The sequence below is a fragment of the Clostridium sp. AF32-12BH genome, assembly GCF_003477935.1.
In the GTDB taxonomy this organism is placed as follows: Bacteria; Bacillota; Clostridia; order Lachnospirales; family Lachnospiraceae; genus Brotaphodocola.
Genome location: NZ_QUEH01000018.1, coordinates 61,145 through 73,516 on the forward strand (window position 1 = coordinate 61,145; position 12,372 = coordinate 73,516).

Consider the following 12,372-nt stretch of genomic DNA (forward strand, 5'->3'; position numbering starts at 1 on the left):
ACAAGATTCTGCCGATATCCCGAAGCAGTCCGCTGTTCCTGCACATCCATGCGTCTACGCAGCATTCCCCGATCCGAAACTACGGCAGCTTTACCGTATCCCATACATCTGCCGGTTCAAATCCGAGGCGCCAGCAGGCTACCCCCGCCAGATCATTGTCCTTAATCAGCTGCATCTTCAATGCAAGCGAACGCTCTTCTTCCATCCAGATTTCGTATTTTGCACCGTCTTTCTCCAGTTCACCATAATACTGTCCCAGTTCGTCCTGCCAGTAAAGCTCTATCTGGTTCGTTTCCACCCACGCTTTGGCATTTGCAATTCCCATGGACTGGGATGTCGTACCCGATGCATCTTCCTTCCAGATTCTGGTGTAGAACGGAATCGCACTGATGATTTTCTCTTTCGGAACCTGCTTTAACAGATCTGCAATTCCCTGGCGCTCATATCCAATGGATGCAACCGAACCCGCTTCCCCGCCTGCGTAATGTTCATCGTATCCCATCATCACGACATAGTCGGCTACCCGTCCCTGTTCTGCCCAGTTATAAAAAGCAGAGTACGCTGCAGGCACGTAGGAATCGATGGATAAAACAAGTCCGACCTTCCTGCAGTCTATGGAAAGTTCCCGGATAAACTGGACATAATGTGGTCCTGCAGAAGCTTTGATTCCCTCGATATCCAGATTGATTCCGTCAAAGCCGTATGTTTTTGCATCCTGCATCAATGATTCTGTCAGTTTTTTTCTCGCTGCCGTACTGGCAAACAGGACTTCCGACTGAACATTCTCTCCTTTATTAAAATTATCCAGAACCGCCCATACCTGCAGTCCCATGGCATGCGCACGATCCACATAATTTTTATCTGCAAGAGATTCATAGTTTCCCTGATTGTCTGTCAGCATAAACCAGGTCGGTGCAATGACATTCACGCCTTTTGTATTGGACAGCAGGGATTCCATAGCCTGGTTGGCCGAACGGTTTGTCACCTGATGCCAGACCAGCACCACCGGTTCGTCCATGGAAATACTGGTATACTCCGGTTCCACGAATGTGCTGACCAGCGTTTTCATTTCTGTCTCCTTCAGATGCCGATTTGAGAGATAGCCAACCTGACCGTCTTCTGTCCGGATCCGGCTCCAGTTTTCCAGTTTTTCCAGCACAATCACTTCGGAACCAGACGGCACTTCTGTGATCATTGCACTCTTTACCCCGCCGCGGATCCGCAGTGCACTGTTTTTCTTTACAACCGCAAGCTGCTGCGGTTCCCACGATGTGTCTACAAATGCCCGATGCACATTGTCTGTATCAAACATCTCAATCCGCACATTGGTATATGCACTTACCAGACTGGACAGCAGCCACACTGCGCCGTCCTGCTCTACAAAAAGCGGTTTACCGCTGCTTCCAAGGGTTTCCGCATCTGCATATACGATCTGATCCGGAAGCGTATAGAGCAGCTGGCTGTTTCCTGCATCCCAGTAAAACCGTTCGTTCACTGCTTCGTTGACCCAGTCAAGCTGCAGATAAGTCTGACCGTCAATATAACGCCCTTTGGTACCTTCTACTAGCTCGTTATCCAAAAATACCGCTGTTTCATCGCCATTTGCCTGGTACCATTCGTTTTCATTTACCTGTTCCTTCGATGGTTTGTACTTCCGGTATAAAAAAAATCCCGCTGCTGCTCCCACAAACAGCACGATTGTCAGGATCACTGTCAGTACTGTTGTCAGAAATCGCTTCATCTGCCGTATCTCCTTTATGGTATTCATACGTTCAGTATACCATAAATACCTCGCAGCTTCTCTTAAATTTTCCTAATCTTTTCCCGGGCTGAATCGGGGATTCTCTTTTCTGACCTGAAAATTTTTTGTTCCGCTCTTTCTGACCTCATCCTTCTATCTGTGATACACCATATCAAAATGAATTTCTTTTAACCGTTTGGTCTTCATGTAATCCGCTTCTTCCTCGTTCACCCCCTCAACTGCCGGATTTGCCGCTGAATTGTCCTGCGGTATGTCTTCCAGGATGTAATCACCCATGTAAAAACTTCCGTCTTCCCGAACTTCAAACAATTTGTCCCACGTCGCGTCACTGGCATCTTCCCCATCGATCAAAACACGGATTCCTCTTTTCTGATAGCGTTTTAAACCTTCTACATAAAGCTGATTTCCTTCTTTTCGCTCTTTTTCACACACTTTCATAAACCCCTCTTTTCTGCAGAACGGCAATCTTTTCCCGGAAGGCTTTGCCGTGACACATTCCATCGATCTGACTGCACAGATCTGCTGAGCAGTTTCCTGATCCACACCCGAAAGATGCCGTCCGCATATTTGTTTTTTCCGTGTTTTTGTTTTCGTTCCACTGCGGATACTCAAAGCTCTGTGTGCTGCTTTTTCTTTCATCGTTCAGACAAAAGAGTTTCAAAGCACAGGATCTTCTCATGTGTAATACGGAATGCATCTACTGAAGTTGGAATGCGATACAGCCGACAGGCAAACCTTTTTTCTATTTCTTTTCTGTTTTCTTCTCCGCCCGATACAACGGTCAGTTTCCAGCTCTTATCCCGGTTTCCTGTCTGCTCTAAAATTTCCAAAAACGCTTCCGTCCTCCACTCACTTAAAGATCCAACCAACACTTTTAAATCACAGCGTGCGCACTCATTCAGACTGTTTTGGGCTGCTTCTCCGTAATCCAGAATCAGGTACCGGTAATCCCGGCCCAGACAATATGACAGGATCGATGGATCTGCCTGTTTGTAATAATCCACTTCCATGATAGAAAACACATTCCGTCTGTTTTCTTCCTGTTCCATCTTGTATCGCTGTCGTTCCTGTCTGTTTCCGCTTTTCCCGGCAAACCGTTCTATTCTTGCAAAATCACCATGGTCATTCCACTCTAATACGGCAGTTTTTTTCCGTTTTACTCCCATCAGATAATTCGCCATGGAAATTGCCAGATGGCTGGTCCCCACACCGCGGCCACAACCAGCTATTCCAATCGTCCGGATCCGTGCATTCGGCAGATTTGTCTGACCCTTCTTCTTTATCCCGAAAATACGTTTCGTATCGTCTCTCCTCTCTGCCCAAACCACCGATTCCAGATTGTCCGGTATACATGGTCGGATCTGTAACTGCCCAAAAACGGATCTGAAAAGTACGGCATCCTGAGTCCGCCTGTGGCTGGAAATTTTCGCCGGAAAGACAACCGGTCGCAAAACAAATTGTAGAGCACCGTCAGTCCCTGCACGCAATCACAATCGTTTACCGCCTCTCCGGAATTTTCCCATTCCCAGGGTTTTCCCCCACATAACAGCAGATAACCATCTGCATTTTCGTTTTTGAATGAAACCAGATCCGTTCCGCAGTCCAGGATACGGATCCGGTACCCGGACGGTTTCCACTCCACCGCTTTGCCATAGCAAGGCAGCATAGGCGTTTTCCAGATACGGACAATTCCACAGGAATCTGCCGCAGCTTTCCGACACTCCATAAGCTGGCGCACCGCCCCGGATTCATTGTGTTCTTCGTACACTGCCGGCAGTCCGCAGCGCTGCAGATATGCCGTCAGTCCCATAGCAATGTGGGTGGTCCCCACCCCGCGGCGGCTCCCCGCCACAGCAATTACCAGAGACTCCTCCATACGCTTTACCCCATACCGAAACGCACCACATTCCGACTGGTTCCAAAGTTTTTGTAATCGTTCTTCCAGTTCCTTTACGTTCTGGAATCGCCTGTTTTTTTCCTTCTGCAGACATTTGCGGATTATGCACATCAGACGGCGTTCGGTGATTCCTGATAATTTCACCTGGTCTGACCGGATATCTTCTCCCGGGAAATGTCCTGTCAGCATGTAATGGAGGACAGCACCAATGGCATAAATATCTGTTCTTCCATCTAAAACATCTCCCGAATACTGTTCCGGCGCCGCACAGCCGATTGTTCCGTAGCGCTCTGCCATGTGTGCCGCTTCGTCCGCATAAACTGCATGATCAAAATCAATTAACTTGATTGTATTTTCGTATAGTAATAAGTTTTTGGGTTGTAAATCAAGATATAAGACAGGGGTAGGCATTGTAGAATGCATGATATGTACCAGATGGCAAATCTGAATTCCATATTGAATCGTCATTGCCGATGAACAATGTCCTGACTCTGTAACCAGGGCATATAAAGAATCTCCTTCGAGATACTCCTCAATCAGGTAGCTGTACTGATCATCTTCTGCCAGGTCATATACGATCGGTATCGCCTGGTCACGAATCCCCTTCAGTATCAGCGCTTCTCGTCTAAACAGTTCATAATTGACAAAGGTCTTTGGAACCCTTTTTATGGCACGGTATTCATCCAGTTCCATGTGTCTTGCCAGAAATACGGTGCCGCTTCTTCCGCAGCCCAGTACACGGCATAATTGGTACTTTCCGAATAAAATGGTGTCCGCTTCCCTGCACCTCCTTTCTCGTACTTGTCTCTGTGATTGCATTGTAATCAAAATAACGGTACACCGCAACATAATCCATCTTCAAGGTTCGACAAAGTTCGACTTTCGCGATATGTATCCCGTATACACGCCCTGAAATCCCGGTTTGTTGCTGCTTACGCACTGCACAAACAGTAACGGTTTCTTAACAATTCCTAAAAATTTTCACATAGGAATTGATATTTCCCCGTATTCTATATTATAATTAGAGTAGGAAAGCAGATTCTTTTTCCGGCTTTCCCATTTCAGATCGAAAGGAGTGATCTTATGAAAATTGAACGAATCAATGAAAACCAGATACGATGCACGCTGACCAGTCTGGATCTCAGCTCCCGCAATTTAAATCTGGGTGAGCTTGCCTACGGAAGTGAAAAAGCCCGCAGTCTGTTTCGTGAAATGATTCAAAAGGCCTCCAATGAAGTTGGCTTTGACGCTGAAGATATCCCCCTGATGGTGGAAGCAATTCCGCTGTCCAGTGAAAGCGTGATGCTTGTCATCACCAAGATAGAGGATCCTGAGGAACTGGATACCCGTTTTTCCAAATTCTCCCCTCTCTCCGAAGACGGGGCAGAAAATTTCCTGGGCGGTCTGGCAAACGAGCTGTTGGAAGGTTCAGACGGACTTATGGAACTGTTTAAGCAAAATATGCTTGCCATGAACAATCCGACTGTTTCCGGAAACACAGATACCGCTGCACTTCAGGCTCCGGATTCCCCGGATTCCACAAATCCGGCAGACAGTACCCCGGTTATGCAGACCCGCATTTACCGTTTTGGCAGCCTGGATGAGATTTCAGACGCAGCAAAAGCTGCAGCATCTCTTGGAACTGTACCGAATAAGCTTTACAAAAAGCCAGGAACCAGTCAGTATTATCTGGTTCTTTCCAATGCTTCTGCAGATCAGATCGCGTTCAGCCGCATCTGTAATCTGCTTGCAGAATACGGCGAAAAGGTAAAAACCGATGCCGCAGGCGAAGCCTACTATCAGGAGCACTATGAAGTCATCATTGGAGCAGATGCCCTGCAAAAACTGGCACTGATCTAAACGCATAAGAAACAATCAGCGGACGCGCCACTGGCGCCTCCCCGATATGCCAAGCAACAAAAAAGCGAAGCACCCTCTTGTGAAGGTCTTCGCTTTTTTATTTGTCTGTTACTGTTCACGCATGCGTGCCCGGCAACGTCTGTTCCCATATTGCAAATGCGTCTTATTTATCAGCCAGGATCTCGTTGATACCGGATACCAGTGAATCACAGTCAATACCGTGAACCATGCATGCCTCTTCCAGAGACTCTCCCTGAGAAGACGGGCAGCCCAGGCAATGCATACCTGCACGCATTAAAATCGGGGCAATCAGATCGCTCTTCTGAAGCAGCTCGCCGATTAACATATCTTTACTGATCTGCATGTTGAATTCCTCCTTTTGGATATACTACACTACACTATAATACTTTTCCCAAAAATGCGCAAGGGGTATTCACAAAACAACGACGCTGAAAACATGTTTGATTACACTTCATGCATTTCATACAAAAGAAAAATGATAATTTTATTCAATATGCCCAATTCATAGTGCTTTTCTAGGATTTAAATTGCAATAGTTACCTAAAGCTAACCGCATATTGTACCTCATTTTATTCAAAAGTGCAATATTTTCCTCTTGAATATTTTTTCAAGATAGTATACAATGATGCTATCGAAATGATTATAGAATATTTAAGGAGGATAATTATCATGGCATATGTAATTTCTGATTCTTGTGTTAGTTGCGGTACCTGCGAGAGCGAGTGCCCAGTAAGCGCTATTTCCCAGGGAGACAGCCAGTACGTAATCGACGCTGATGCTTGCATCTCTTGCGGTACCTGTGCAGGTGTTTGCCCGACCGGCGCTATCAACGAGGGTTAATTGAAACACAATTAATCGAAATGCCTCTTCTGTATTTGCGGTACAGAAGAGGCATTTTTTTATAAAGGAGTTTTCCATGACAAGCAAAAAACCATTGATCGCACTTACCCCAAATTTCAATACAGAACGGGAAGAACCTTACATGCGTCCTACCTACTTAAAAGCGATCCGTGCAGCTGGCGGCATCCCTCTCATCCTCCCTCTGGATCTGGAAGAAGAAGACCTGATCCAGCTTGTGGACACCTGTGACGGCTTTTTATTTACCGGGGGTCCGGATATCCACCCTTTTTACTTTGGCGAAGAAACCCAGGCACACTGCAGCAAGGTTTGCCTGCGCCGGGACCGCATGGAACTGGCCCTGTTAAAACTCGTTATGAAGGCTGAAAAACCGGTTCTTGGAATCTGCCGTGGAATCCAGCTTCTGAATGTTGCACTCGGCGGCGATCTCTATCAGGATATTCCCAGCCAGTTTCCACAGGATTTTCCAATTGCACATACACAGCCGTTCGATTACGTCATCCCATCTCACAAGGTTGAAGTACTTCCAGATACTCTCCTGGCCCGCCTGACCGGCTGCCAAACCCTACAGGTCAACAGCATGCACCATCAGGCCTGCCGCCGGCTTGCGCCGGGACTGACTGCCTGCGGGCACGCTTCCGGTGGTCTGATCGAAGCCATCGAGAAACCGGATTACCCCTTCTTTCTGGGAGTCCAGTGGCACCCGGAATATCTGTGGGAACAGGATCCGAGTATGAGGGCAATTTTCGAGGCATTTGTAAAGGCGGCCCGCTAATGCGTTCCGCCTTCATTTTTCTTTTTTCACCCGTTTGTTGCATAAATAACTGCTAACTGTCGTGTGAACGACGAACAATTACTTCCTATAGTTTCTTCCCGCTTCTCCCAAATTTCTTTTTCCGGAAAAACGGCATCCGGGCCGCTGCTGCCTCTGCTTTGCCCTTATTCTCCTTCTGGTGAGCCCTTAAAGCTTCATCCAGCGCCTTAAACCGTTCCTCCTCTTTCTCATCGCTGATCCGCATCATGTACTCCAGTTCCTGCACCATGCGGTCGTTCACCTGGCGGCTGATCTCTTCGCTGAGCGCTTCATTATTCTGCCGCATAGCCTGTCCAATGGCATTGCCAATAATATGGTTCATCAACAGCTGGAACTGCTCCAGTTTTTCCTGCTGCGAGAGCGCACCGCCTTCTGTTCTCACGCTTGTTACTGCTCCTGTTTCTGCATCCCCGTTCATATCGTTCCCCACGCTTTCTTTCTTGTTTCTGGAATCATCGGTATATCGTTCTGCTTCAAATCCAGCCAGATCCGCATCCTCCAAGACTTGCGCTTCCGGCTTTGCTTCCTCTTCTCCCATTTCTGCCTTTGTCTCTTTTCGGTGTTCTTCTCCCGTTTTTTCTTCTTTCAGGTTTGCTTTTTCCAGGCTTTTTTCTTCCCGGCCTGGTTTTTCTGATTTTCTTTCTCCCAAACGTTCTTCTTCCGCATAACGATATACCGTTTCCGCTTTCATCTGTACTCCGGCTTTCCCGGCGTGCGCCTGACGCAAAATCTCGGTCGCATTCTCCATCAGGATCTTACTCAGGTTCAAGTCCGTTTCTCCGGCCAACATCCGCTTCAGCACCGGCTCTATCGCCTTTAACTGATACCCCTTTTCCTTTAATTCATTGATCTTCTGGAACATTTCGATATGAAGTTTTGTATAATACCGTTGATTTTTCCTGTCCCGCGGTATCTCCAGGTGCAGCTCGTCCTCCCAGTAACGGAGCACATGATTCTCCACCCCCACAAGCCTGCTGGCCTGGGATATGGAGTAACGTCTATCAGCCATCCTTTTCTCTCCTTATGGTTCTTCCTTATTTCATACAATTTATGTAACTGCGCAATATCCTCACAGTTCAGCTTACTTAAATATTATGAAATCAAAATTCCAAATATGCTTAAAAATGGACAAAAAAAGAGACGCATCCCATTTGGACAATGTCTGCATCTCTTTTTAAGGTTTCCTGATATTTTATTTCATCATTCCTCAGAACTTTTATTTTGCCAGGTTCACAAACTTTGTGAACTCTGGCTGCCATAACAGATTCACCGTGCCGATCGGGCCGTTACGCTGTTTGGCTATGATTACCTCCGCAATGTTCGGAGTGTCTGTATCTTTGTTGTAGTAATCGTCACGGTAAAGGAACATCACCACATCGGCATCCTGCTCGATCGCGCCGGACTCACGCAGGTCCGACAGCATCGGACGGTGGTCGGTACGGGTCTCACACGCACGACTCAGCTGTGACAGGGCGATGACCGGTGCATTGATCTCACGCGCCAGGGCCTTTAAGGAACGGGAAATCTCGGAAATCTCCTGCTGGCGGCTCTCACTGCTCTTTCCTCCGCTGCCCGTCATGAGCTGCAGGTAGTCGATGATGACCATGCTCAACCCATACTCCAGCTTCATCTTTCTGCACTTGGAGCGCAGCTCCGTGATGGAAATACCCGGCGTATCATCAATGATCATCTTGGAATTTCCGATGACACCGATTCCCTCAACGATCGCATCCCAGTCTGAATCAGTCAGGTTACCGTTACGAAGCTTCTGGGCGTCAACGTTGGACTCCATGGCCAGCATACGGTTGACCAGCTGTTCTTTCGACATCTCCAGGCTGAAGATCATGCAGGGAAGTCCTTTGCGGACTGCCACATGATCCACCAGGTTTAAGACAAATGCTGTCTTACCCATGGAAGGACGCGCAGCGATCAGCACCAGGTCAGAAGGCTGCATACCGGAAGTCTTATAATCCAGATCGATGAATCCGGTCGGGATACCGGTTACCGTTCCCTGGCTCTTGGACGCCGTCTCGATCTTTTCCAGTACATTTAATGCCACCTGCCGGATCGGCACAAAGTCGCCGGAATTCCGGTTCTGAAGCAGGTCGAAGATGGTTTTCTCCGTGCCTGCCAGAATCTGCTCCAGTGGTTCCTTTCCTGCATAACAGGTGTTGGCAATCTCTTCATTCACCTTGATGAGTTTTCTTAAAACCGACTTTTCGTACACGATATTCGCGTAGGAACGGACATTAGCCGAAGTCGGAACCGTGGTGATGATGTCGCGCACAAATTCCAGGCTGCTGACCTCCGGCGGCACATCTTTCTCCTTCAGACGGTTCTGAAGCGTGATCAGATCGACCGGAGCGCCTTCATTGAACAATTCCACCATGGCTTCAAACATGATGCCATACGACTGCTGGTAAAAGTCCGCTGCCGTGATGATCTCCGATGCGGCAATGATGGCATCCTTGTCCATCAACATCGAGCCGATTACCGACTGCTCTGCTTCCACACTGTGGGGAAGCACACGCTTCATCAATGCCTCATCCATAAAAATTTACGCCTCCGTTACTTTGACAGTCAGCTTCGCGGTTACATCCTTATGAAGCTTTACCGGAACCTCATGGTTTCCGAAGGTCTTGATCGGCTCCGGAAGAACCAGTTTCTTTTTGTCGATATCCAGATTCAGCTGCTCTGCTGCTGCAGCTGCGATCTCCTTGCTGGATACGGAACCAAATGCCTTTCCGCCCTCTCCGGCTTTCATTTTCAGGGTTACGGAAACAGCCTCGATCTTCTCTGCCAGTTCTTTTGCTGCTGCCAGCTGCTCTGCTGCTACCTTTGCTGCGTTTGCCTTCTGAAGCTTTAAGTCGTTTAAGTTCTTGGAAGTTGCCTCAACCCCAAGCTTTTTCGGCAGGATAAAGTTTCTTGCGTATCCGTCATTAACCTTTACGATCTGGCCTTTCTTTCCTAATGCCTTAACATCCTCTAATAATACGATTTCCATTATGATATATCTCCCTTCTGTAACATCTCATCAATCACCGCTTTCACGCGGTCCTTTGCCTCATCCATGCTGATGCCGGAAAGCTGCGCACCGGCAATGGTCCGGTGACCGCCACCGCCCAGTTTTTCCATCATAACCTGCACATTGACCTCGTCAATGGAACGGGCACTTAAATAGATCAGACCATGATATTCCGTCATAACCACTGAGGCCTTAATGCCCTTGATCTCCAGCAGCTCATTTGCCGCCTGGGCACAGACAATGGTCGGACTCGGAAGCCCTTCCGACGGACAGACGCCGATGGAAAAGGCATCCCGGTAAATCTCTGCAGAGGCAATGGCTGCCGCCTTCGCCTTGTAATCCTGCATATCATCCCGGAACAGCTTGCGCACACGGGTCACATCGGCTCCGTTCCGGCGCAGGAACGCTGCCGCCTCAAAGGTACGCACACCGGTCTGGTTGGTAAAGTTGTTGGTATCGATCACGATACCGGCATACATGGCATCTGCCTCGGCAGATTTCATGCGGATACCGTCTGCAATGTACTGCAATACCTCAGCGACCATCTCACAGGCCGAGGAAGCATACGGCTCCACATACGAAAGCACTGCGTTGCTGATGACCTCGCTGCTCTGGCGGTGGTGATCCATCACCACGATCGTCTTCACCAGCTTCAACAGCTCCGGCGCATCGGTGATGCTTGGCCGGTTTACATCGACCACGACCAGCATGGTACTGGCATCTACCAGTTCTGCCGCCTGGGCACCGGTCAGAAACAGGTCCTCCGGATAATCCGGATTGTCCAGGAAGCGGTTCATCATCGGCTGGACGGATGTTGTCACCTCGTTGATGATGACATGCGCCTTTTTGTTTAATGCCGTTGCGATCCGGTAAATTCCGATCGCAGAGCCAAAGGCATCGCTGTCGCTCAGCTTATGACCCATGATCAGGATGCGGTCCTTCGTCTCCATAAGCTCACGCATCGCATGTGCCTTAACGCGGGCCTTAACGCGGGTGGATTTCTCCTGCTGCTGGGACTTGCCGCCGTAATACTGGATGCGGCTGCCATCTTTTACAACCGCCTGGTCACCGCCGCGGCCCAGGGCCATATCGATGGCAACACGCGCAGACTCGTAATTCTGGGCGTAGCCATCTCCATTCATACCGATACCGATACTTAAGGTCACCGCCATCTCGTTGCCGATATTGACGGTCTTAACATCCTCCAGGATAGAGAAACGCTCCTCCTGCATCTGCTCCATGTATTTCTGCTTTACTGCAAAGAAATACTTATCTTTCTCAATCTTTTTCAGGATTCCGTCCACCGCGCCGATGTACTTATTGATCTTACGGTCGATCAGCGCAGTCAGCAGGGAACGGCGCACCTCTTCCACGCTCTCCAGTGCCTCATCGTAGTTGTCCAGATAAATAATACCTGCCACCATCTTCTCATCGGTGATCTGCTGACGGTAACGCAAAATCTCCGTCTCATCAAACAGATAAACCGCCAACAGCTTCTGCTGGCTGACAACTGCCTGAATCTCCTCTTCCTCCGAACTGCTCACATAGATCGGCTGGATCTCCATGCGGAAGCGATGCTCACCAAAAACAGTGTGCACCTTGACCGGATCTTCATCCGTCGCCAGATCCTCTTTTGTTACCTCCGGAAACATGGAAAGCAGATTTTTCCAGTTTCCTTTTTCCAGGGCGGTTACTGCCCGAAACTCCTCGTTCGCCCAGACGATCCTGCCGTCTTCATCGGCTAACGCGTAAGGCAGAGCCAGCCCCGTGAGCAGCTGCTTCTGAATCCATGCATATTCCGCTGAAAAGTCTACCAGCCCGCCAAGGATGCGCTTTCTGCTGTAAAGAAAGATCCACATGGCAACCGCCAGATAGCCGATCGTGAACGGAAGCATGACCAGTCCGCCAATATGGCTGACACACCCGGCCGCAATGTTGGCGCAGACTAAAAACAGGGAAAGAAGCAGGGGCCAGCTCAAATAACCCTTCAGCTGCCCATGAACCTTTATGTTCTCTTTCATACGTTTTCTCCTTATTCGATTCGCAACTGTTCCTGCAATCGTTCCTGTCCATGCATTGCGCAGACAGAAACCTGCAACATCACAGTTACCCAGACCCCAGGGGATCTGCCGCTT

General features: G+C 48.7%; 12 protein-coding genes. 3 read left to right on the forward strand and 9 right to left on the reverse strand.

The annotated features are described in order from the left end of the window. Positions 1-79: 79 nt before the first annotated feature. The 4 genes from DWZ40_RS16070 to DWZ40_RS16090 all read right to left on the reverse strand — a co-directional run bounded on the left by DWZ40_RS16070 (position 80) and on the right by DWZ40_RS16090 (position 4,478). On the reverse strand, positions 80-1,768 hold the full coding sequence (locus tag DWZ40_RS16070) for a glycosyl hydrolase family 18 protein (RefSeq protein ID WP_118543886.1): 1,689 nt from the start codon (positions 1,766-1,768) through the stop codon (positions 80-82). Between the two features lie 126 nt (positions 1,769-1,894). Further along, the gene (locus DWZ40_RS16075; protein ID WP_118543887.1) at positions 1,895-2,200 is read right to left on the reverse strand and encodes a hypothetical protein; all 306 of its coding nucleotides are present in this window, start codon (positions 2,198-2,200) and stop codon (positions 1,895-1,897) included. Positions 2,201-2,397: 197 nt separating this feature from the next. Then, complete coding sequence (locus DWZ40_RS16085; protein ID WP_147354203.1) at positions 2,398-2,943, reverse strand: hypothetical protein; 546 nt, start codon at positions 2,941-2,943, stop codon at positions 2,398-2,400. A gap of 98 nt (positions 2,944-3,041) precedes the next feature. Beyond that, positions 3,042-4,478 (reverse strand): serine/threonine-protein kinase, encoded by a 1,437-nt coding sequence (locus DWZ40_RS16090; protein ID WP_207664524.1) that lies wholly within the window; start codon positions 4,476-4,478, stop codon positions 3,042-3,044. A gap of 264 nt (positions 4,479-4,742) precedes the next feature. On the opposite strand from DWZ40_RS16090, the gene DWZ40_RS16095 reads away from it, so the two are divergent. Next, positions 4,743-5,519, forward strand: coding sequence for an adaptor protein MecA (locus tag DWZ40_RS16095; protein WP_118543891.1), 777 nt, complete (start codon positions 4,743-4,745; stop codon positions 5,517-5,519). Between the two features lie 163 nt (positions 5,520-5,682). Here DWZ40_RS16095 and DWZ40_RS16100 read toward each other — a convergent pair whose 3' ends face one another. Continuing rightward, positions 5,683-5,883 (reverse strand): DUF1858 domain-containing protein, encoded by a 201-nt coding sequence (locus DWZ40_RS16100; protein ID WP_118543892.1) that lies wholly within the window; start codon positions 5,881-5,883, stop codon positions 5,683-5,685. Positions 5,884-6,209: 326 nt separating this feature from the next. Between DWZ40_RS16100 and DWZ40_RS16105 the strand changes: the two genes are divergently transcribed. Continuing rightward, positions 6,210-6,380, forward strand: coding sequence for a 4Fe-4S binding protein (locus tag DWZ40_RS16105; RefSeq protein ID WP_118534155.1), 171 nt, complete (start codon positions 6,210-6,212; stop codon positions 6,378-6,380). Between the two features lie 76 nt (positions 6,381-6,456). After that, positions 6,457-7,173: a gamma-glutamyl-gamma-aminobutyrate hydrolase family protein gene (locus DWZ40_RS16110; protein WP_118543893.1), complete on the forward strand. Its 717-nt coding sequence runs from the start codon at positions 6,457-6,459 to the stop codon at positions 7,171-7,173. An 85-nt stretch (positions 7,174-7,258) separates the two neighbouring features. Here DWZ40_RS16110 and DWZ40_RS20155 read toward each other — a convergent pair whose 3' ends face one another. The 4 genes from DWZ40_RS20155 to DWZ40_RS16130 form a co-directional block, all read right to left on the reverse strand. Further along, on the reverse strand, positions 7,259-8,221 hold the full coding sequence (locus tag DWZ40_RS20155; protein WP_243035369.1) for a helix-turn-helix domain-containing protein: 963 nt from the start codon (positions 8,219-8,221) through the stop codon (positions 7,259-7,261). Positions 8,222-8,428: 207 nt separating this feature from the next. Then, positions 8,429-9,763, reverse strand: a complete 1,335-nt coding sequence (gene dnaB, locus DWZ40_RS16120; protein WP_118543894.1) for a replicative DNA helicase — start codon at positions 9,761-9,763, stop codon at positions 8,429-8,431. Between the two features lie 6 nt (positions 9,764-9,769). Beyond that, complete coding sequence (gene rplI / locus DWZ40_RS16125; protein ID WP_118543895.1) at positions 9,770-10,216, reverse strand: 50S ribosomal protein L9; 447 nt, start codon at positions 10,214-10,216, stop codon at positions 9,770-9,772. Beyond that, positions 10,216-12,258 carry a DHH family phosphoesterase gene (locus tag DWZ40_RS16130; protein WP_118543896.1) on the reverse strand — a complete coding sequence of 681 codons (2,043 nt, stop codon included), beginning with the start codon at positions 12,256-12,258 and terminating at the stop codon, positions 10,216-10,218. The genes rplI and DWZ40_RS16130 overlap by 1 nt, the downstream gene beginning before the upstream one ends. Between the last annotated feature and the right edge of the window lie 114 nt (positions 12,259-12,372).